18 protein-coding genes are annotated in these 20,320 nt (G+C 71.5%); 7 read left to right on the top strand and 11 right to left on the bottom strand.

Going from position 1 to position 20,320, the window contains the following annotated elements:
• Positions 1 to 97: 97 nt before the first annotated feature.
• Complete coding sequence (locus INTCA_RS03770; protein ID WP_013491612.1) at positions 98 to 1,219, top strand: citrate synthase 2; 1,122 nt, start codon at positions 98 to 100, stop codon at positions 1,217 to 1,219.
• 314 nt (positions 1,220 to 1,533) lie between these two features.
• On the opposite strand, the gene INTCA_RS03765 is transcribed toward INTCA_RS03770, so the two are convergent.
• On the bottom strand, positions 1,534 to 2,418 hold the full coding sequence (locus tag INTCA_RS03765; RefSeq protein ID WP_013491611.1) for a hypothetical protein: 885 nt from the start codon (positions 2,416 to 2,418) through the stop codon (positions 1,534 to 1,536).
• Positions 2,419 to 2,841: 423 nt separating this feature from the next.
• On the opposite strand from INTCA_RS03765, the gene serC reads away from it, so the two are divergent.
• The 3 genes from serC (at position 2,842) to INTCA_RS03750 (ending at position 6,009) form a co-directional block, all read left to right on the top strand.
• On the top strand, positions 2,842 to 3,999 hold the full coding sequence (serC, locus tag INTCA_RS03760; RefSeq protein ID WP_013491610.1) for a phosphoserine transaminase: 1,158 nt from the start codon (positions 2,842 to 2,844) through the stop codon (positions 3,997 to 3,999).
• Positions 4,000 to 4,255: 256 nt separating this feature from the next.
• Entirely contained in the window at positions 4,256 to 5,557 is a 1,302-nt protein-coding gene (locus INTCA_RS18555) for a lytic transglycosylase domain-containing protein (RefSeq protein WP_013491609.1), read from the top strand.
• Positions 5,558 to 5,745: 188 nt separating this feature from the next.
• The gene (locus INTCA_RS03750; RefSeq protein WP_013491608.1) at positions 5,746 to 6,009 is read left to right on the top strand and encodes a hypothetical protein; all 264 of its coding nucleotides are present in this window, start codon (positions 5,746 to 5,748) and stop codon (positions 6,007 to 6,009) included.
• Between the two features lie 197 nt (positions 6,010 to 6,206).
• Here INTCA_RS03750 and INTCA_RS03745 read toward each other — a convergent pair whose 3' ends face one another.
• From INTCA_RS03745 to INTCA_RS03735, 3 genes are all read right to left on the bottom strand, one after another.
• Positions 6,207 to 7,484, bottom strand: a complete 1,278-nt coding sequence (locus INTCA_RS03745; protein WP_013491606.1) for an MFS transporter — start codon at positions 7,482 to 7,484, stop codon at positions 6,207 to 6,209.
• Positions 7,481 to 7,927 carry a MarR family winged helix-turn-helix transcriptional regulator gene (locus INTCA_RS03740; RefSeq protein ID WP_013491605.1) on the bottom strand — a complete coding sequence of 149 codons (447 nt, stop codon included), beginning with the start codon at positions 7,925 to 7,927 and terminating at the stop codon, positions 7,481 to 7,483. Before INTCA_RS03740 ends, INTCA_RS03745 begins: the two co-directional genes overlap by 4 nt.
• A gap of 228 nt (positions 7,928 to 8,155) precedes the next feature.
• Positions 8,156 to 9,649: an NCS2 family permease gene (locus INTCA_RS03735; RefSeq protein WP_013491604.1), complete on the bottom strand. Its 1,494-nt coding sequence runs from the start codon at positions 9,647 to 9,649 to the stop codon at positions 8,156 to 8,158.
• Positions 9,650 to 9,732: 83 nt separating this feature from the next.
• Here INTCA_RS03735 and INTCA_RS03730 point away from each other — a divergent pair, with 83 nt between their 5' ends.
• Entirely contained in the window at positions 9,733 to 9,981 is a 249-nt protein-coding gene (locus tag INTCA_RS03730; RefSeq protein WP_013491603.1) for a DUF2530 domain-containing protein, read from the top strand.
• A gap of 31 nt (positions 9,982 to 10,012) precedes the next feature.
• Here the strand turns inward: INTCA_RS03730 and INTCA_RS03725 are convergent, their stop codons facing one another.
• From INTCA_RS03725 to INTCA_RS03715, 3 genes are all read right to left on the bottom strand, one after another.
• Positions 10,013 to 10,918 carry a DUF3027 domain-containing protein gene (locus INTCA_RS03725; protein ID WP_013491602.1) on the bottom strand — a complete coding sequence of 302 codons (906 nt, stop codon included), beginning with the start codon at positions 10,916 to 10,918 and terminating at the stop codon, positions 10,013 to 10,015.
• Between the two features lie 4 nt (positions 10,919 to 10,922).
• On the bottom strand, positions 10,923 to 11,318 hold the full coding sequence (locus INTCA_RS03720) for a cold-shock protein (RefSeq protein WP_013491601.1): 396 nt from the start codon (positions 11,316 to 11,318) through the stop codon (positions 10,923 to 10,925).
• Positions 11,319 to 11,414: 96 nt separating this feature from the next.
• Positions 11,415 to 12,404 carry an aldose 1-epimerase family protein gene (locus INTCA_RS03715; protein ID WP_013491600.1) on the bottom strand — a complete coding sequence of 330 codons (990 nt, stop codon included), beginning with the start codon at positions 12,402 to 12,404 and terminating at the stop codon, positions 11,415 to 11,417.
• 36 nt (positions 12,405 to 12,440) lie between these two features.
• Here INTCA_RS03715 and INTCA_RS03710 point away from each other — a divergent pair, with 36 nt between their 5' ends.
• The gene (locus tag INTCA_RS03710) at positions 12,441 to 14,780 is read left to right on the top strand and encodes a helicase-associated domain-containing protein (RefSeq protein WP_013491599.1); all 2,340 of its coding nucleotides are present in this window, start codon (positions 12,441 to 12,443) and stop codon (positions 14,778 to 14,780) included.
• 194 nt (positions 14,781 to 14,974) lie between these two features.
• On the opposite strand, the gene INTCA_RS03705 is transcribed toward INTCA_RS03710, so the two are convergent.
• On the bottom strand, positions 14,975 to 15,913 hold the full coding sequence (locus INTCA_RS03705) for a hydroxymethylglutaryl-CoA lyase (RefSeq protein ID WP_013491598.1): 939 nt from the start codon (positions 15,911 to 15,913) through the stop codon (positions 14,975 to 14,977).
• A 150-nt stretch (positions 15,914 to 16,063) separates the two neighbouring features.
• Here INTCA_RS03705 and INTCA_RS03700 point away from each other — a divergent pair, with 150 nt between their 5' ends.
• Positions 16,064 to 17,716 carry a DNA repair helicase XPB gene (locus INTCA_RS03700; RefSeq protein ID WP_013491597.1) on the top strand — a complete coding sequence of 551 codons (1,653 nt, stop codon included), beginning with the start codon at positions 16,064 to 16,066 and terminating at the stop codon, positions 17,714 to 17,716.
• Between the two features lie 47 nt (positions 17,717 to 17,763).
• Here the strand turns inward: INTCA_RS03700 and INTCA_RS03695 are convergent, their stop codons facing one another.
• The 3 genes from INTCA_RS03695 to INTCA_RS03685 are packed head-to-tail and all read right to left on the bottom strand — an operon-like array spanning position 17,764 to position 20,302.
• Entirely contained in the window at positions 17,764 to 18,312 is a 549-nt protein-coding gene (locus tag INTCA_RS03695; RefSeq protein ID WP_013491596.1) for a hypothetical protein, read from the bottom strand.
• On the bottom strand, positions 18,309 to 19,526 hold the full coding sequence (locus INTCA_RS03690) for a hypothetical protein (protein ID WP_013491595.1): 1,218 nt from the start codon (positions 19,524 to 19,526) through the stop codon (positions 18,309 to 18,311). Before INTCA_RS03690 ends, INTCA_RS03695 begins: the two co-directional genes overlap by 4 nt.
• Entirely contained in the window at positions 19,523 to 20,302 is a 780-nt protein-coding gene (locus INTCA_RS03685; RefSeq protein ID WP_013491594.1) for an ABC transporter ATP-binding protein, read from the bottom strand. The genes INTCA_RS03690 and INTCA_RS03685 overlap by 4 nt, the downstream gene beginning before the upstream one ends.
• Positions 20,303 to 20,320 lie beyond the last annotated feature (18 nt).

Raw genomic sequence — 20,320 nt, 5'->3', positions numbered from 1 at the left:
GCCCCGTCGGACAGGGACGGCTGCGATGTGCAGAATGGCTGGTGGCCCACGCCGGGGTGGCAGACCGCCCGGCGCCAACGACCCGACAAGGAACGTCATGGCAGACCACGCGCCGGACCCGGACTTCAAGCCAGGCCTCGAGGGTGTCATCGCCTTCGAGTCGACGATCGCAGAGCCGGACAGGGAGGGCGGCGCCCTGCGGTATCGCGGCGTCGACATCGAGGACCTCGTCGGGCACGTCTCGTTCGGCAACGTCTGGGGGCTGCTCGTCGACAACAAGTTCAATCCCGGCCTGCCGCCCGCCGAGCCCTACCCGCTGCCCGTGCACACCGGGGACGTCCGGGTCGACGTCCAGTCCGCGCTGGCGATGCTCGCCCCAGGGTGGGGTTTCCGGCCGACCCTCGACATCGAGCCGGAGGAGGTCCGGGCGAACCTCGCACGGGCCGCGGTGATGGCGCTGTCCTTCGTCGGCCAGTCCGCCCGCGGGCTCGACAAGCCGATGGTGCCCCAGGCCGAGGTCGACAAGGCCACCACGATCACCGAACGCTTCATGATCCGCTGGCGCGGTGAGCCCGACCCGAAGCACGTCGAGGCCGTCGACGCCTACTGGGTCTCCGCAGCCGAGCACGGGATGAACGCATCGACCTTCACCGCCCGGGTCATCACCTCCACCGGAGCCGACGTGGCGGCCGCCCTCTCCGGGGCCGTCGGTGCGATGTCCGGACCGCTGCACGGAGGCGCGCCGTCGCGGGTGCTGCACATGCTGGACGGTGTCGAGCGCGAGGGCGGCGCGACGGCCTACGTCAAGGGGGTGCTCGACCGCGGCGAGCGGCTGATGGGGTTCGGCCACCGGGTCTACCGGGCCGAGGACCCTCGCGCCCGGGTCCTGCGGGCGACCTGCGAGCGGCTCGGCGCGCCCCGCTTCGAGGCCGCGGCCGCCCTGGAGAAGGCTGCGCTCGAGGAGCTGCAGGCCCGCAGGCCCGACCGCGTCCTCGCCACGAACGTCGAGTTCTGGGCCGCCGTCATCCTCGACTTCGCGCAGGTACCGGCGTCGATGTTCACCCCGATGTTCACGTGCGCGCGCACGGCCGGGTGGTCGGCCCACATCCTCGAGCAGAAGCTCACCGGGCGCCTCATCCGGCCGTCGTCGCGCTACATCGGGGAGGGTCCGCGCCGGCCCGAGGACGTCGAGGGCTGGACCGCGGACCTCGCCCACTGACCGCGCCCACCTCCGGCCCCGGCGCACCACCTCCGGACCTCGCGCGCACCACCTCCGGCCCCGGTGCACTACCTCCGGACCTCGCGCGCACCACCTCCGGCCCCGGTGCACTACCTCGAGCGTCGGAAGAACCTGGATGCGTCGCCTCAAGGCGACGCAACGAGGTCAGGGCGACGCATGGCAAGGACGCAGCCGGGTGGACGCCACGCAGCCGGGTGGACGCCACGCAGCCGGGTGGACGCCACGCAGCCAGGTCGAGGCGCCGCACCGTGGAGCGCGCGAGTGCTCGGCTCGCCCACCCGGCCAGCGGCGAGTCAGGCCGCTGCGCCCGCGACCTGCTCGTTGACCCGGCCCTCGATGAGTGGCAGGTCGTCGAGCTCGGCCATGACGAGCCGGACCAGCCGCCAGTCCTTGCGGCGGATGGCATCCTCCCGGCGCTTCTCACGGAAGAGGGCGTCGGGGCCGTCATCGCCGCGGTACTTGACCTTGCCGTCGACCTCCACCAGCACTCTGGTCCCGACGATCCTGAAGTCGGCGAACACCGCGCCCTCGTCCGTCTCCACGGTGAACTGTGGCTCCACCTGCCATCCGAGCTGGCGCAGCCGATGGCCGGCGATACTCTCCCCCGGAGACTGGATCCGCCCATCGGCGTGGTCCAGCATCGCCCGCACCGGAGTGATGTGGCGCGACCCGCCGAGCAGGTCGAGAGCCTCCTCGAGGTCGGCCCCGTCCACCTTCTCGGCATGCAGCGCGGCATCTGCTGCGATCAGGGCGGTGAGCGGCTCGGCCACCAGACCGGACTGGACGATCGCGACCGCCAGCGGCACCCGGTCGCCCTTCGGCACTCCGGCCACCGAACGGTGCAGCATCAGACCCCGGCGACGGCGCGAGGACCCGGGGACGGTCCGGGTGAGATGGACGGTGCGCAGGCCGGCATACATGACGGGCAGGCTGGCCCAGACCAGTGCGGACTGGTGACTCACCATTGCCCGGCCGCCGAAGTGGAGGAACGCCGCGCGCGACGCGAGTCGGTTCCAGTCGGTGTCGTCGAGCGGTGCGCGCGTCGCGTACCACCCGCGAAGGAGCGGGTGCGCCCGGCCGTCGACCACGGCCCGCGCCACAGCATCCGAGTCGAGTCCGGCCGCCCGTGCCCACGCGGCCGAGAAGACCTCGCGCCGGGCGACGTGTGAAAGGTCCATGGCGGTCACGGTCCCCGATTGCGCCGGGTCAGGCGCGACTCCATCTCCCGGACTGTGGACAACCCCTCCCACCGGCCGTGGATGTGGACAGGCACGGCGCTGCCGCACTGAGGAATCCGACGGGACGACCCGAGGTCACCCATTGACCTGGATGCGTCGGCTCAAGGCGACGCATCGAGGTCTTTCCGACCGCAGAACCCCTCCGCCGCTCACGTCGACGCCGGCCCAGCCGACCGTTGAGCCGGCGTGGTCCCGGGGACGGGCCCAGCGGCATACGGCATCGGCGCTGTGGGCGTCCACACAGCGGTCGGGCGTGTCCAGCAGGTGGGCACCTACGGTTCAATGGGCCGGTGACAACGGCGTCACCCGTCAGCTCCACGCCCGCCACTGCCACATCGTGTGGCCCCAGCCCAAGGTGAAACCGTGACCGACGCCCCCGCCCCCGCGAACCCCGCGACCACGCCGCCCATCACGATCCCGAGCGAGCTGCTCCCGTCCGACGGGCGGTTCGGCTCCGGCCCCTCGAAGGTGCGCCCCGAGCAGCTCGAGCACCTGGCCAGCCTCGGCCGCACCGTCCTCGGCACGTCGCACCGCCAGGCCCCGGTCAAGAACCTCGTCGGCTCCGTCCGCTCCGGCCTGCGTGACCTCTTCAGCCTCCCGGACGGCTACGAGGTCATCCTCGGCAACGGCGGCTCGACGGCGTTCTGGGACATCGCCGCCTTCGGTCTCGTCCGCGAGCGGGCCCAGCACCTGGCGTTCGGCGAGTTCTCGAGCAAGTTCGGCAACGTCACCCAGAACGCCCCCTTCCTCGGGGACTCCACGATCATCAAGGCCGACCCGGGCTCCCTGCCGACCGCACGCGCCGAGGCCGGCGTCGACGTCTACGCGTGGCCGCACAACGAGACCTCGACCGGCGTCATGGCCCCGGTGCAGCGGGTCGAGGGCGCCGACGAGGACGCGCTCGTGCTCATCGACGCGACGTCGGGCGCCGGCGGGCTCCCCGTCGACATCACGCAGACCGACGTCTACTACTTCGCCCCGCAGAAGTGCTTCGCCTCCGACGGCGGGCTCTGGCTCGCGCTCTTCTCCCCGGCGGCGCTGGCCCGCGTGGAGGAGATCGCAGCGACGGGCCGCTGGGTGCCCGACTTCTTCAGCCTGCCGACGGCGATCGACAACTCGCTGAAGAACCAGACCTACAACACGCCCGCCGTGGCGACGCTGGCGATGCTCGACGCGCAGCTCCAGTGGCTCAACGGCAACGGCGGCCTCGACTGGGCGACCGCCCGCACCAAGGACTCGTCGAGCCGCCTCTACGAGTGGGCCGAGGCCACGTCCTACACGACGCCCTACGTCGCGGACCCGGCAGCGCGCTCGCAGGTCGTCGGGACGATCGACTTCGACGACGCGATCGACGCGGCGGCGGTGGCCAAGGTGCTCCGCGCGCACGGCGTCGTCGACGTCGAGCCCTACCGCAAGCTCGGGCGCAACCAGCTGCGGGTCGCGATGTTCCCCGCTGTCGAGCCCGACGACGTCAGCCGGCTGACGCAGGCGATCGCGCACGTGGTCTCCCAGCTCGGCTGAGCCACACCGGGGCGTATGCCGCTGAGCTCCTCCCGCTCGCGACTCGCCTCAGCGTCCTCCCGGGGTCCACGAGGGGGGTGCGGCGCGGCACGAACTGCACACTCGAGGGGGTGGGGCTCCACCCGTCGAGTCGAGTGTGCATTTCCTGCCGTGGCAGCGCCTCGGCCGTGACCTCTGCGCCGCTCGCTCGTTGACCAGGGTGGGTCACCGGCGACGGTGGCTCAGCAACCGTCGGCGAGGAAGTGGAGGAGTCACCGTGGTCCGGATCGTCCGCGTCAAGGAGGTCGCCCGGCGCGCCGTGGCCGTCCTGCCCGCCATCGCCCTGGCGACGACCGGTGTGGCGCTCGCCGCCGGGGCGGGCGTCTCGTCGGGAGGGGTGCCGGACGAGGCCCTCAGGGGTGGGGCGAGCCCGCGCTACCCGAGCGCGGGACCACCGCCCGCCCCGATGCAGCTGCCCCCGGTCTACCGCACCTTCACGGACCCGTTCCCCAGCGTGCCCGTCCCCTCCGTTGCCGCTGCGGCCGCCCGGCTCGTCGGCGGTCTCGCCCCGGTCCGGATCGACGGGAACGGCATCCCCGCTCCGGCATTGGCGGCCTATCGACGGGCGGCGGAGCTGCTCGGCTCGCTCGACCCCGCGTGTGGCCTCGACTGGGCGCTGCTCGGGGCCATCGGCCGGGTCGAGAGCAACCACGCACGGTTCGGCGGCAACGCGCTCGACCCGGCGGGAGTCGCCCGGCCCGGCATCATCGGCATCCCCCTCGACGGCCGCAGCGGCACGGCACGCATCACCGACACCGACGACGGACGCTGGGACCGGGACGGGGTCTACGACCGCGCGGTCGGGCCGATGCAGTTCATCCCCGGAACCTGGCGGACCGCCGGCCGCGACGGCGACGGCGACGGCGCCACGAACCCGCAGAGCATGGCCGACTCGGCCGCGGCCGCAGGGGTCTATCTCTGCTCGGGCATCGGCGACCTGCGGGACCCGGCCCAGGCCCGGGACGCCGTCCTGCGCTACAACCACTCCGACGACTACGCCCGGAGCGTCCTCGCCATCGCGGAGGCGTACCGCTCCGGCGTGACCGTCGTGCCGATGAGCGCCATCTCGGCGGCGCGCCCCGCCGAAGGCTCAGGCACGCAGACGCCCCCGGGCTCGGGCTTCGCCTGGGGTGGCGGTGCCGCACCGTCGTCCGACCCCTCATCGACTCGGCCGAGCCCGACGGCCACAGCATCGGGGTCCTCCGAGCCGACGCGCACGCCCAGCCCCACATCCTCGTCCCCCACCGCGGACCCGGCCCCCGCTCCGCGACCGAGCACGCCTGCCCCGCGCCTGCCGATCCCGACGGCGCAGCTCCCCACGACGGTGCGGGTGCCCCTGCCCACCCTGCCGGTGGACACGCCGCTGCCCTCGACGGCCTCGCTCAGCATCGGCGACCTGCTCGCACTGCCACACCTCCCGACGCTGCTCGGCGACCCTTCCGGCCTCGTGCGCGTCGTCGACCCCTCGAGCGGAGAGGTGGTCTGCATCCTCGACGAGGCCATCGTCACCTGCCCCTGAGGGGTCGCCGAGCGGTCGCCGAGCGGTCGCCGAGCGGTGGCCGAGCGGTCGCCGAGCGGTGGCCGAGCGGTCGCCGAGCGGTCGCACGGTATCGGTTCGTCATCAGCTGGTCGCCCAATACCCCACTGATACCGGCTGGGCGCAGCCTCGGTGCACGGGTAAGCACCACTGACAGGGAGGGTCCCGAGATGTCAAAGCACATCGCAGTTCGCATCACTGCCACCATGGCAGCGCTCACCGCGTGGGTCGTCTGGAACACCACTCGCGCGCTCGCCTACGTCGACCCAGGTCTGGGCGAGGGCTCCGGGAGATCCCCGGTTCCGCCGCCGACGCCAGACCCGGGCCCCAGCTGGGTCGCCATCGTCACCATCGCGCTCGTCGCGGTCGCGCTGACCGGCCTGACCTACAGCGTCGCGCACCGGCGGCGCGTGGCCAGCGGCCAGCCCGCCTGACCGCTCACCGCTGCTGAGGGACGTGTGCCGCTCCGCTCAGCCCCGCGCCCCTGGGAAGGGCGACGCGGGCCGAGCTGAGCGGCATACCTCTGCTCTGACCGGTCAGCCGCCCAGCGCGTTGACCACCGCCGCCACGACGGCGATGGCGATGAAGAGCGCGAGCGCGGCCATGGTCACCCGGTGCCGGGTGCGGAAGTTCACTTCGCCACCTCGGGGGTGGTCGGGCGGTCGAGCCGGATCCGGACGCGCGGCCGACCCTGCGTCTGGAAGGTCACCGCAACATTCTGCCTCCGTGCCACCCAGAGGACCACAGCACCCACGCTCAGCCCGACGGAGATCGTGCCGATGGCGATGGTCCAGCGGGCACCCCAGACGTCACCGATCCAGCCGAGCATCGGGGCCCCGAACGGGGTTCCCCCCATGAAGATCGCCATGTAGAGCGCCATGACACGGCCCCGCATCTCCGGGGAGACGCTGATCTGGACCATGGCGTTCGCTGTGGTGAGTGCGGTGAGGGCGGACAGTCCGGTCGGCACGAGGTAGACCGCGAACAGCTCGTAGCTCGGGGCGGTGGCGAGCAGCGCCGTCGAGAGGGTGAAGCCGACGAGGGCGATGACGAGCACCCGCATCCGCGGATGGCGCCGGGCCGACAGGAGCGCTGCGGCGAGCGAGCCGATCGCCATGATCGAGCCGAGCAGGCCGTACTCACCCGGACCCTTGTGGAACACCTGGGTCGACATCAGGGCCGTCGTCAGCTGGAAGTTCATCCCGAACGTCCCCAGCACGAAGACGAGGCTCATGATGAGCATGAGGTCGGGGCGGCGCCGCACGTAGCGCAGCCCTTCACGGATCTGCCCCTTCCCGCGGGCCCGCGGCGCCGGGGTCAGGGTCTTCTCGTCCATGCTGAGCAGGGCCACGAGTACGAAGACGAACGTGAAGGCGTTGACGTAGAAGGCCGGTGCGATGCCGAACCAGGCGATGATGAGGCCGGCCACGCCGGGGCCGATGAGCCGACCGAGGTTGAACGAGGCGCTGTTGAGTGCGACCGCGTTGGCGAGGTGGTCGTGGTCGACCATCTCGGAGACGAAGGCCTGGCGCGATGGGTTGTCGATCGCCGTTGCGACTCCTTGGGCGAGCGCGAGCGCATAGACGTGCCAGAGCTCGACGATCCCGGCGCCGGTCAGGAGGGCCAGCGCCAACGCGGTGACGAGCAGGGCGCTCTGGGTGACAAGCATGATCTGACGCTTGGGGAAGCGGTCGGCGATCATCCCACCCCACGGCGCGAGGAGCAGGAAGGGGAGGAACTGGAGGCCGGTGACGATGCCGAGCGCCGAGGCCGAGTGGTCGGTGAGGACGGTCAGGACGAGCCAGTCCTGGGCGACCCGCCCCATCCACGTGCCGATGTTCGACACGAGGGCCCCGGCGGCATACTTGCGGTAGTTCGGCACCCCGAGGGAGTGGAAGGTCGGACTCACTTGCTCGCCACCTTGCCCAAGACCGCACTGGCCCGCTGCAGCAGGTCGAGCTCGGCCTCGGTGAGGGTGGCGAAACGGTCGAGCATCCACTCGTCACGGTGCCGACGGACGCGCTCGACGGCGGCGCGGCCCTCCTCCGTCAGGGAGAGGATGACCTGGCGCCCGTCCAGGGGGTCGTCAGCGCGGGAGACGTAGCCCGCCTCGACGAGGTGCGTCGTCGTGCGCTTCATGCTCGGGGCGGAGATCCGCTCGATCTCGGCCAGCTCGCTGTTGGTGCGCGGTGCGTCCTCGAGGCGGGCGAGGACGGAGAAGTGGTGCGGGGCGAGCTCCTGGTCCGACTCGAAACGCACCCGCCGTGAGATCCGCATGCAGGCGAGCCGGATGTCGTTGGCCATGGTGACGAGCTCTGGGTGGGAGACGGGCTGGGAAGGCGGGGAGGTCATGCGCGGTCCTGGGTCGGGTCGAGTGCTCTACTAATGACCCTAACTTATTAGTTGTGCTAATCATTCCCTCGCTTGGCAACACACCCGCTCATCGACTGCTCGCGCCTGCTGCAGACGGGGGGTGCAGTCGACAAGCGGGTGTGTTGCGGGGTCTGAGCGGGGCCGGCCACGCACGAGGGCCCGCCTCCGTGCGGAAGCGGGCCCAGCGGCATACGGGAAGGGGTTGTCTCAGGTGAGCACGCCCTCCAGCGGCGTCTTGACGAAGTAGATGACGAAGAACGCCGACACGATCCACAGGAGCGGGTGCACCTGGCGGGCATGTCCCCGAGCGATCTTGACGAGCACCCAGGCGATGAACCCCGCCCCGATGCCGACGGTGATGTTGTAGGTGAACGGCATGAGCACGATCGTCAGGAAGGCCGGCAGGGCGACCTCCATGTCGTCCCAGTCGATGTTCTTGACCTGCATCATCATGAGGAAGCCGACGATGACCAGAGCCGGAGCCGCCGCCTCGGACGGGACGATCGCGAAGAGCGGCGCGAGGAACGTCGCGAGCAGGAAGAGCACACCCGTGACGACGGACGCGAGGCCGGTCCGGGCGCCCTCCTCGACACCGGCGGCGGACTCGATGTAGCTCGTGTTCGAGCTGACCCCGCCGGCACCACCGGCGATCGCGGCGATCGAGTCGACGACGAGGATCCGGTCGGTGTGCGGCGGGTTGCCCTCCTCGTCGAGCAGCTCGGCCTCGGTGCCGATGGCGACGACCGTGCCCATCGTGTCGAAGAAGTCGGCGAGCAGCAGGGAGAAGACGAACATGACCGCCGTGACCATTCCGAGCTTCTCGAACGAGCCGAGCAGGCTGAACTGGCCGAGGATGCCGAGGTCGGGGGTGTTGGTGATCGACTCGGGCAGGGCGGGGACGGTCAGCTGCCAGGCCTCGGGGTTCTGCAGGCCCTGGTCGGTGTAGATGCGCGGCCCGATCTTGAAGATCGCCTCGATGAGGATGGCGACGACCGTGGCGGACGCGATGCCGAGCAGGATCGCCCCCTTGACCTTGCGGATGAGCAGCACCGCGATGAGGAAGACGCCGAACACGAAGACGAGCGTCGGCCAGCCGTTGAGGCTGCCCCCGATGCCGAGCTCGCTCGGGACCGACCCGGGCGACGTCGGGCGACGCGCGAAGCCGGCGTCGATGACACCGATGAAGGCGATGAACAGGCCGATGCCGACCGAGATGGCGACCTTGAGCGGTGCCGGGATCGCCCGGAAGACCGCCTTGCGGAACCCGGTCAGGACCAGGACGAGGATGATGATGCCCTCGAGGACGACGAGGCCCATGAGGTCGGCGAAGGTGATGCCCTCGGCGGCATGGGTGAAGACCATTCCGGCGATGAGGCCGTTGATGCCGAGGCCGGCGGCGAGCGCGATCGGGAAGTTCGCGACGAGCCCCATGAGGATCGACATGACCCCGGCGATGACGGCGGTGCCGACGGCGACGAGCAGCTTGCTCTGCTCGAGGTCGGCGACGCCGCCGATCATCAGGCCTGAGCCGTCGGTCGCGCCGGAGAGGATGATCGGGTTGAGGACCACGATGTAGACCATCGTGAAGAAGGTGACGAAGCCGCCTCGGACCTCGCGCGCGACGGTCGAGCCGCGCTCCGAGATCTTGAAGAAGCCGTCGAGTCCGGTGGGCGCCGGACGCCTGGTGGTTTGGGTCGACATGGCGCGCACTCTAGCGGCGGGGCCGCGGCTCGCGCGCTTCGACCCGCGCAGGTCGTCGACGCCGAATCACCTAGGCTGGCCCCGTGACCGACCAGACCCCTCCGCGCGGCCCCGGAGAGCCGCTCCAGCCGGTCCACGTGCCGATGCTGAGGATCATCGAGTGGGGCGTCGTCGGGTGGGCGGTGGCCCTCGTCGCCACCCTCGCCGTGCCGGCGCTGCACGCGGGTGACCGGGACTGGTGGCCGTGGGCGTGCGTGGCCGGGATCGTCCTCGGCGGGATCGGCTGGCTCTACGTGCGCCGCGGGCGGGGCAACGCCGAGGACGCCGTCTGACCGCAACCGGCGAGGCCGTATGCCGCTGGGCTCAGTCCCGTTCGTCGGTCCCGTCAGCATCCGGTTCAGTGGGCTTCAGCTCAGTGGGCTCCAGCTCAGTGGGCTCCAGCTCGGGGGTCTGACCCTCGGGGTACGGACCTTCGGTGGCCTGGTCCTCCTCGGGCTCCCGCTCGAGCACCTCGAGGTCGACGGCGAGCTCGTCGACGATCGGCTCACCCATGGGCGTGGGCTCCGGGGCTTCGACATCGGTCTCCGAGTGGGCGCCACACCCGTGGTCCAGGGAGACGACCCTGCTGTCCGACGGGCTCCACTCGTTGGCGCAGACTCCGAAGACGGCCCGCAGGGCACCGGCCATCGGCACGAAGTACCCGCACGTCGAACACGGGGCGCTGGCCTTGACCGCGACCTCTGCGGTCGGGCCGCTCGCGCCGGCGTACCAGCGCGTCGCGGCGGCCTCGCGCCCTTCGGCGGAGAGGACGCGCGGCCGGCCGAGGCCGAGCTCGAAGAAGGCCATCTGGTCGACGTCCTCGTCGCCGGTCGCTTCGAACCCGGCCACGAGGTAGGGGTCGTCGGCCCGCTTGGGCAGCACGTCCCCGGGGCCGAGGTCGCCGGGAGCGAGCCGCTCGGAGTAGGGCAGCCACTCGGGCGCGAGGATCGCGTCGGGGCCGGGGAGCAGGTTGGTCTCGCAGATCGTGGCCACCTTGGCCCGGGGCACGCGGGCCACGCTGACGCCCCAGCGCCAGCCGTGGTAGCCGGGCGAGGTGCACTCGAACCAGTGCATCGCGAGCCGCTCACCGAGCATCTCCATGCCGGCGTGGGCGCCGACGGTGCCGGGCTCGGCGATCGAGACGGCCGCGTCGCGGGCGAGGTCGAGGGCGGCGAGGAGCACGGCGTCCGACTTGGCCGTGTCCCGCTTCGGGGTGATCGTGGGGGTCATCGGGTCAGCCCTCGAGCTGGTCGGCAACCTTGCGGAGCGCCTGGGCGACCTTCGTGCCGAACTCGCGGTCGGGGTAGCGGCCCTTGCGCAGGCCGTTGCTCACTTCGTCCAGGACCTGCATGACGTCCTCGATGATGACGACCATCTCCTCGGCGGGCTTGCGGTCGCGCTCACGGCGCTTGGCCACGAGGGAGGGGGCGGGATCGAGCACCCGGACCTGCAGGGCCTGGGCGCCCTTGCGCCCCTCGACGATGCCGAACTCGACGCGGGTCCCCTTCTTCAGGGTCGTCACGCCCTCGGGCAGGGCGTTGGCGTGCAGGAACACGTCCGCGCCGTCGTCCTCGGCGATGAAGCCGAAGCCCTTGTCGGCGTCGAAAAACCTGACCTTGCCAGTCGGCACAGTCCACCTCGTTGCTCGTCTGATGCGCGCGCCGACCACGTGGTCGAGCGATGCCGCCAAGCCTATCTGCTGGCTGCAAACCCTGACGGCGCGTGCTCAGCCGATCAGGGGCCTGGACGCGCCGGGGTCGTCACGGACGGGTGAGATTCCCCACGTCCCGGTCCACTCCTCACCGGGTCCGAGGGTGACGAGGGACTCGCCCGAGTTGAACGCCTCAGGGGGACAGGTCATCGGCTCGACGGCGATGCCGGGCTCACCCAGCCCCTTCTCCACCACCCCGGTGAAGACCTGCAGCCACGGGAACGCGGCGTCGGCCCAGAGGACGAGCCGGCCCACGGTGTCGGTGGCAACCTCGCAGCGCCACATCCCGTCGTCGTCGCGCTGGACGTCGGTGAAGGGGGTGTCGAGGGTCGTGCCGCCCAGCGCCCGCCCCTGGCGGAGGTCGAGCGCAGCCCCCTCGACACTCTCCGGTCCGACCGGCAGGCCGCGCTCGTCGGTCCGCAACCAGGTGGCAGCGGGCACCTTGACCCACACGTCGTGCAGGGGCGTGGAGCCGATGGCGAGGTAGGGGTGGGCGCCGTAGCCGAAGGGCGCGGGCGAGCTGCCGACGTTGCGCGCGGCGGCCGTGACCACGAGCCCGCTCTCGTCGAGCACATAGGTCGTGCGGAGGTCGAGCGGGTGGTCCCAGCCCGGCTGGGGATAGAGCCGGTATCCCACCGTGACGAAGTCGGGCTCGAGCTCGATCAGCTCCCAGATCGCCCAGCGGACCAGTCCGTGGCTGGCGTTGGCCTTGGCGACCTCGGTGAGCGGCAGCTGGTGCGCCTTGCCCTCCCACGTGTAGCGCCCGTCGCGGATCCGGTTGGGCCAGGGCATCAGCTGCTGCCCTCGGCCGGACTGGCAGCGCTCGTCCGGGCCGTAGCCGGCGACGAGCGGTGCCCCGGCGAGCGTGAGGCTGCGCAGGCCCCCGCCCACCTCGACCACGGTTGCCTCGAACGGGCCGCGTCCGATCGTCCACTGCTGGCCGGTCGGCGCGGCGGATGCGGCGGCGAACGACGGCCGCGCGGGCTCTGGGGAGACGGCGCTCATGACGTCCACGCTAGCTGCTGCGTCTAGGTTGGGTGGGTGGCCATCAACAGGCGGGAACCCGCGACGGGCCGGAGCCTGGCCGACGACATCCGGGGCCGCGACGACCGGGAGCTCGCCACGCTGGTGCTGTCGCGCCCGGACCTCGCGAGGCCAGCCCCCGCCGACCTGACCAGCCTCGCCGCGCGGGCCTCGACGCGAGCCAGTGTCCAGCGGGCGATCGACGCATTGGACGAAGGCCATCTCCGGGTGCTCGAGGCGCTCGTCGTCGCTGCCGAGCCGACCCGATCGGAGGACCTGCACCCGGTGCTCGGGCTGCTCGGGGTGAGCGAGGCGGAGGCGCCGACCGTCCGTTCCCTCGTCGACGACCTGTGGGCCCGCGCCCTCCTGTGGCGGGGCAGCGACGGCACCCACGTCGTGCGCACGGTTCCCGAGGTGCTGGGTCCGTCGGTCGCGGGGCTGGGGCCGTCGTACCGCGACCTGCGTCCGGGCGCTCCCGTCCCCACCGAGGCACAGGTCCGCGGCGCCCTCGACGTGGCCCCCGAGGGTGCCCGGACGGTTCTCGACCGGCTCACGTGGGGCCCGGCGACCGGTGTCCTGCCGACCGGACCGGCCGGGACGACCGCGGTGCGCTGGCTCCTCGAGCGGAACCTGCTCGTCTCCGTCGGCAGTGACCGGGTGGCCCTACCCCGCGAGACCGGTCTCGTCCTCCGAGGCGGCCGCCTGCACCGCAGCGTCCGGCTCCGGGCGCCCGAGATCACCGCGCGCGACGTCTCCGCGCGGGTCGTCGACGCCGTCGCCGGGGGTGCGGCGAGCGACCTCCTGTCGCGGGTCGACGAGCTGTGCGCAGCATGGGGGGCGGAGCCTCCGCGGGTGCTCCGCGCCGGCGGCCTGTCCGTGCGCGACCTCAAGGTGGCTGGGCGGGTGCTCGACGTGGAGCCCGAGCGGGCTGCCTTCGTCGTCGAGGTGTCGTATGCCGCTGGGCTCGTCGGCGACGACGGCGAGATCGTGCCCGTCTGGGCTCCCACGCCCGAGCTGGACGAGTGGTCGGCCAGCGCAGCCGGCCACCGCTGGGCGGTGCTGGCCAAGGCGTGGCTGGCCTCGACCCGAGCACCCCACCTGGTGGGCAGCCGCGTCGGCGAGACACCGGCGAACGCCCTCGGTCCGGGCGTCCAGTGGCCGGCGATCCGGGGGATCCGCAGGGAGGTGCTCGTCGAGCTGGCCTCCCTGGAGCCGGGGATGGCTGCCGACGGCGCCTCGATCCGGGAGCGCCTCCACTGGCGCCGGCCCCTCCGTTCGGCCACCCTGCTCGACGGCGCCATCGACGGGGTCCTCCGGGAGGCCGAGTGGCTCGGGCTCACGGGACGGGGCGCTCTCTCGTCCCCGGCGCGCACGCTCCTCGGCAGGGCGACGGCCACGGACTCCAGCATCCCGCCGCCGAGCACCCTGACCCAGCCGCCTCTCGACGAGGTGGCAGCCGCCATGTCGCCGCACCTGCCCGCCCCCGTCGACCACATCCTCGTCCAGGCCGACCTCACGGCCGTGGCTCCCGGGCCGCTCGAAGGCTCCCTCGCGGCGTTCATGCGTCTCGCCTCGGACGTCGAGTCGCGCGGCGGGGCCACGGTGCACCGGTTCACCCCCGACTCGGTCCGCCGGACGCTCGACGCGGGCTGGACCGCCGCCGACGTGCTCGACACGATCCGCCGGGCGAGCCGGACCCCGCTCCCCCAACCGCTCGAGTACCTCGTGACGGACGTCGCGCGGAAGCATGGCGTGACCCGGGTAGGGAGCTCAGCGGCATACGTCCGTTCTGACGACGAGGCCGTGCTGGACGCGATGCTCGCCACTCGGGACCTCGCGCCGCTCCGGCTGCGGCGGCTCGCGCCGACGGTGCTCGTCTCCGACACCGATCCGCGACTGCTCGTAGACCTGCTCCGCGACGGCGGGTTCTCCCCCGTCGTCGAGGGGCGGGACGGCGGCGTCGTCCTGACCGGCGCCGAACAGCGGCGCGCGCGAGCGAGGCGAAGGACGGCCGCACCGACGGCGACTCCCGTGGACGAGGCGTTCACCGCCAACCTCGTCGCCGGGCTGCGGGCGGCCGAGGCCAGCGCCGACGAACGGCGTGCCGAGGAACGAGCCCGGCCGGGGCCCTCGATCCCGACGACCGACCCCGTCGTGACCCTGGCGCTGCTCCGAGAGGCGATGGCGGACGGCCACGGTGTGTGGATCGGCGTCACCGACCAGCTCGGGGCGACGACGCGGCACCTGATCCATCCGCGCCGGGTCGAGGGCGGGCGGGTCTACGCCACCGACGAGGCCGGGCGCGAACGGACGTGGACGGCGCACCGGATCACCGGCGCCACGCTCGACACCCCCTGACCAATCGAAAGAGCAGTTCGTCCCCCAATCGAAAGAGCAGTTCGTCCCCCAATCGAAAGAGCAGTTCGTCCCCCTCAGTGCGCCGTGGGCCGCGTGCCCCAAGGGGACGAACTGCTCTTTCGATCAGCCGGCGGGCGTGGAAGCGGCGTGCCCCAAGGGGACGAACTGCTCTTTCGATCAGCTGGCTCTGTCGATCAGCCGGCGAGGGCGCGGACCACGTTGGAGGGGCTCGGCCTGCCCAGCTGCGCCGCCATCCAGACCGACGTCTCGACGAGCTGCTCGAGGTCGACGCCCGTCTCGACGCCCGCACCGGTGAGCGCCCAGACCAGGTCCTCGGTGGCGAGGTTTCCCGTCGCGGACTTGGCATAGGGGCACCCGCCCAACCCGCCCGTCGAGGCGTCGACGACCGACACCCCGTCGCGCAGGGCGGCGAGCGTGTTGGCGAGCGCCTGGCCGTAGGTGTCGTGGAAGTGCACGGCAATCCGGTCGGGTCCGATTCCCTTGTGCCCCAACGCCTCCAGCAGGCGGTGGACGTGCCCGGTGGTACCGACTCCGATCGTGTCGCCGAGGCTGAGCTCGGCGCAGCCGAGGTCCATCAGGCGCTGGGCGACCTCGACGACCTGGTCGACCGGCACCGGACCCTCCCAGGGGTCGCCGAAGCACATCGACACGTAGGCGCGCACCCACATGCCGTCGGCGAGCGCCCGCTTCACGACGGGCTCGAACATGGCGTACTGCTCGGTGACCGAACGGTTGAGGTTCTTGCGCGCGAACGTCTCGGTGGCCGACCCGAAGATCGCGATGGCTTCCAGGCCGAGCTCCTCGGCGCGGTCCAGACCGCGCTCGTTGGGGACGAGGGCGGGCCGGCGGCGGCCGGTCGCGTCACCGCCGGACGCGGCGAGACCGGCGAGGACCTCCTCCGCGTCGCCCATCTGCGGCACCCACTTCGCCGGGACGAAGGACGTCGTCTCGATGGTCTGCAGCCCGGCCGCCTCCAACCGGCGGATGAACTCCACCTTGGTCGCGGCCGGAACCACCGTCTTCTCGTTCTGCAGGCCGTCGCGCGGCCCGACCTCGTAGATCGTCACCGACGCCGGCAGCCCCGTTGCTGCCTCCACCTGTGGGGTTCGCATGCGCCCATACTGTCAGGCGTGCCCCAGCCCCCGGCGTGACCGCCAACACACCCGCTCACCGGATGCTGGTGCCGCCTCCAACCGGGGCGGGCAGTCGGTAGGCGGGTGTGTTGCGGAACAAGAACCGAGGGGTCGGCGTTGCGACCGACGATGAATGACGGACCCCTGATCGTCCAGAGCGACAAGACCCTGCTCCTCGAGGTCGACCACCCGCGCGCCGAGGAGGCGCGCCGGGCCATCGCGCCCTTCGCCGAGCTCGAGCGCGCCCCGGAGCACGTCCACACCTACCGGGTCACGCCGCTCGGCCTGTGGAACGCCCGCGCAGCCGGCCACGACGCGGAGCAGGTCGTCGACGCGCTCATCACCTTCAGCCGCTACGCCGTCCCGCACGCACTCCTCGTCGACATCGCCGACACCATGGATCGCTACGGCCGCCTCACCCTCGAGAAGGAGGGTTTCGCCGACAGTGCGGAGGGCACCCGTCTGGTGCTGCGCACCACGGACCGTCCCGTCCTCGAGGAGGTCCTGCGCCACAAGAAGATCCAGCCGCTGCTCGGTGAGCGCATCGACGACCTCGCGGTCGTCGTCCACCCGAGCGAGCGCGGCCACCTCAAGCAGGAGCTGCTCAAGGTCGGCTGGCCGGCCGAGGACCTCGCCGGCTACGTCGACGGCGAGGCGCACCCCATCGACCTGAGGCAGGACGACTGGCACCTCCGGCCCTACCAGCAGCAGGCGGTCGACGGCTTCTGGCACGGCGGATCGGGCGTGGTCGTCCTCCCCTGCGGCGCCGGCAAGACGCTCGTGGGCGCCGGCGCGATGGCCGCGGCGAAGGCCACCACCCTCATCCTCGTCACCAACACCGTCAGCGCCCGGCAGTGGAAGGACGAGCTGATCCGCCGCACCTCACTGACCGAGGAGGAGATCGGCGAGTACTCCGGCGCCCGCAAGGAGATCCGCCCGGTCACCATCGCGACCTACCAGGTGCTGACGACTCGGCGGAAGGGCGCCTACACGCACCTCGACCTGCTCGATGCCCGAGACTGGGGCCTTGTCGTCTATGACGAGGTGCACCTGCTCCCGGCGCCGATCTTCCGGATGACCGCGGACCTCCAGGCCCGTCGACGGCTCGGCCTCACCGCCACGCTCGTCCGGGAGGACGGCCGCGAGTCAGACGTCTTCAGCCTCATCGGGCCCAAGCGCTTCGACGCACCGTGGAAGGACATCGAGGCGCAGGGCTACATCGCGCCGGCCGACTGCGTCGAGGTCCGGGTCACCCTGCCTGACTCGCTCCGACTCGCCTACGCGACCGCCGAACCGGAGGACCGCTACCGGCTGGCGAGCTGCGCCGACGCGAAGCTCGCGGTCGTCGAGCAGCTGGCCCAGCGGCATACGGCGGAGCCAACCCTCATCATCGGCCAGTACCTCGACCAGCTCCACGAGATCGCCGAGCGGCTCGACGCCGACGTCATCACCGGCGAGACGACGGTCCGGGAACGCCAGCGGCTCTACGACGCGTTCCGCCGGGGCGAGATCACCCGCCTCGTCGTCTCGAAGGTGGCCAACTTCTCGATCGACCTGCCCGAGGCGAGCGTGGCGATCCAGGTCAGCGGGACGTTCGGCTCCCGCCAGGAGGAGGCGCAACGGCTCGGGCGCGTGTTGCGCCCCAAGGGCGACGGGCGGACGGCGCACTTCTACACCGTGGTCGCCCGGGACACCGTCGACGCGGACTTCGCGGCCCACCGCCAGCGGTTCCTCGCCGAGCAGGGCTATTCCTACCGGATCGTCGACGCCACCGACCTCTGAGCGGCCGGGTCCGGCAGTCCCACCGCCAAGCTTCCGGCGCCTCGGCTTCAGACCTCGGGATCGTGCCTGCCCGGGATGAGGACGAAGAGCACCCCGCTGCCGAGGAACGCGGCTCCGGCACCGGTCAAACCGATGTCGCGCGCGACGGAGGAGACGGGCGAGCTCAAGGCCAGATGTTCCCAGAGGACGGTGGCGCCACCCACGAGGATCACGACGAGCCAAGCCTTGTCAGTCGTCACCACAGCGCAGAGGACTCCAACTGTCGCGAGCAGCAGGAACCATGTCACTGCGCCCGTCGCTGCCGCAGTCAACGCGATCGCGGACGCCCCAGCGACGAGTACGGCGTGGCACACCCACCGCACGAGTCGAAGGGTGCGCGCCCGGGCCAAGGTGCGGTCGAGAGACCCGAACGATGGATAGAGCGGCAGGCCGATCACCACAGCCATGCCGAGGAGCAGGAACCAGTGCGCCCGAACGGGTATCTCCGAGCCCACGTCAAGGGATCGCCCGGTGGTCAGGGCCAGCGCGACGACCAGGACCGCCGTAGTCAGGACGGCGGCCGGCAGGCGGCACGTCCGGGCTGTCGCCGTCATCATGAACCCACTCGGACCGGGGTGGTGCAGGAGCTGAGAACGCCGTAGGCCTCCCTCACGTCAGCCGGAGCCACACCATCGACCGCGGATGCCGATCCCAGGGCTGCTTCCAACCACCGTGCGACAACGCCGATCCGTTCGAGGTAGTCGGCAGCGGTGCCATCATGGAACAGCGCTTCGCACACCCGCGGCGCGGAGAGTGCCCCAACGACCGCCTGCGTGGTCAAGTGACCGTCGACGAGCGCCGATGGATCATAGTCGAGCAGGGCACGGTCGGGTCCAAGGCTGCGGACAGCCTCCCCGCGCGCCACCACGAAGTGCCCCGGGAGTGCCAGCCCTGCGCCCGCCAGCTGTCGGGTCGCACGCGCCAGGTCGTCCTGAGCTCGACCCAGCAGTGGGGCGGCGCGATCAGGACCACACACGCGCGGAGCCGAACCGACACAGACGTGATCCTCGCGGCTGGGGCGGTACTCGCTGTCCGGCATCGGCACGATGAACAGGGCCATGATGCTGGCGATGAGAGGAACGGACAGGACGGCCAGCTTGGCTCGACCCCGGGATCGCCCACCGCGCTTGACGAGCAGCGCCCCCAGGCACAGCAGAACCACAGCAACGTTCACGCCGACGGCGAATCCCGCCCTGAGCGGGGTGCGCTCGATACCCATCATCGTGCCGCTGCTGCTGGCCACGTGAAACACCTTGACGCCCTGCCCTCCCAGGAAGGTGCCGAGGGTGAGAACCGAACCCGCCGCGACCGCCGGAGCTCCGAGCCCAGGCATCACGGAGCCCACGAGTCCACCGGCGGCCGCGGCAGCCGCGAAGGCCGCCATCATCTCCAGATGCACCCACAGGTCGGCTGCAGGCAACCCACCACCGCGCTGGACGACAACCGCCATGGTGATCCAGACCGCCAGCGTCGCGAGGACGGCGCACAACCAGCCACCCACGATGGGCAGCAGTTGTGCGCTCGCCCCGCGAGCACTCCCACGCCCGATCTCCGCCAACGTCGGGTGGACCCGCTTGGCCAGGTCATAGGCCACCAGCGCCGCGAGCAGGGGGGTCAGCGCCATGATCGCTCCGGCGGTGAAGCGCATCCCCCAGTCGGCGTCAAGTCGCCACGACGAGTTTCCGACGGCGGTCACTGCCAGAAAGGCGACGGTCGCCGGGACCATCAGAGACACAATGCCACGTCGCAACCAGAACAGCAGCGGCCTCACGACTCCCTCCCTCGACTCCGCGAAACCAATCGAAGGAAGCCCGCCTCCAGGTCGCTCGCCCCGGACCCGCACCGACCGGCTGCCGCCCCCGCTGCAGCGAGCGCGGTCAGGGCGTCATCGAAGATCACGCGGCCAGACTCGAGGACGACGACGCGTTCCGCGACGTCCAGGACATCCTCGATGATGTGGCTGCTGAAGAGCACCGTCGCATCCAAGTCCCTGATCAGGAGCACCATCGCTCGGCGCTGCTCCGGATCGAGGCCGGTGCTCGGCTCGTCGAGGAGCAGCACATCGGGCGCGCTCACGAGGGCCTGCGCCAGAGCGACACGCCGGGCCATGCCGCCGGACAGGCTCTTCATCCGATCTGCGGAGCGGGTGGCCAGACCCACGCGCTCGATGACGTCCGCCGCTCGCCGACCCGCGGTCCGGGAGGCGAGTCCGCGCATCCATCCCACGAATGAGACAACCTCGTGCACCGTCATGTTCCCCGGGAACGTAGCCGTCTGTGGCATGAGGGCCACACGGATCAGGGCGGCGCGCCGATCTCGTCGGTGGTAGGGGTCGAGGCCCGCGACCCGAACCGAACCCATGTCCGGCTGCTGAGCACCGGCGAGCGTCCTGAGGAGAGTCGACTTGCCTGCGCCGTTGACGCCGACCAAGGCGGTTGTGCCTGAGGTCAACGAGAGGTCGATCCCCGTCAGGGCGACCCTGCCTGAGTAGGAATGACCTACTCCGATCGTCTGCACCGTGATGTTCTGTGCGTTCGTCACACTCATGCGCAACCTCCTTGTCGG

Origin of the sequence: Intrasporangium calvum DSM 43043, assembly GCF_000184685.1 — a bacterium.
Taxonomy (GTDB): domain Bacteria; phylum Actinomycetota; class Actinomycetes; order Actinomycetales; family Dermatophilaceae; genus Intrasporangium; species Intrasporangium calvum.
This window is presented reverse-complemented; position numbering and strand designations above follow the sequence as displayed.

Excerpts from the sequence above, each read along its gene's own strand:
- INTCA_RS03770 (WP_013491612.1), top strand. The coding sequence starts at position 98 with ATGGCAGACCACGCGCCGGACCCGGACTTCAAGCCAGGCCTCGAGGGT.
- INTCA_RS03765 (WP_013491611.1), bottom strand. The coding sequence starts at position 2,418 with ATGGACCTTTCACACGTCGCCCGGCGCGAGGTCTTCTCGGCCGCGTGG.
- INTCA_RS03750 (WP_013491608.1), top strand. The coding sequence starts at position 5,746 with ATGTCAAAGCACATCGCAGTTCGCATCACTGCCACCATGGCAGCGCTC.
- INTCA_RS03740 (WP_013491605.1), bottom strand. The coding sequence starts at position 7,927 with ATGACCTCCCCGCCTTCCCAGCCCGTCTCCCACCCAGAGCTCGTCACC.
- INTCA_RS03735 (WP_013491604.1), bottom strand. The coding sequence starts at position 9,649 with ATGTCGACCCAAACCACCAGGCGTCCGGCGCCCACCGGACTCGACGGC.
- INTCA_RS03725 (WP_013491602.1), bottom strand. The coding sequence starts at position 10,918 with ATGACCCCCACGATCACCCCGAAGCGGGACACGGCCAAGTCGGACGCC.
- INTCA_RS03715 (WP_013491600.1), bottom strand. The coding sequence starts at position 12,404 with ATGAGCGCCGTCTCCCCAGAGCCCGCGCGGCCGTCGTTCGCCGCCGCA.
- INTCA_RS03705 (WP_013491598.1), bottom strand. The coding sequence starts at position 15,913 with ATGCGAACCCCACAGGTGGAGGCAGCAACGGGGCTGCCGGCGTCGGTG.
- INTCA_RS03700 (WP_013491597.1), top strand. The coding sequence starts at position 16,064 with ATGAATGACGGACCCCTGATCGTCCAGAGCGACAAGACCCTGCTCCTC.
- INTCA_RS03695 (WP_013491596.1), bottom strand. The coding sequence starts at position 18,312 with ATGATGACGGCGACAGCCCGGACGTGCCGCCTGCCGGCCGCCGTCCTG.
- INTCA_RS03685 (WP_013491594.1), bottom strand. The coding sequence starts at position 20,302 with ATGAGTGTGACGAACGCACAGAACATCACGGTGCAGACGATCGGAGTA.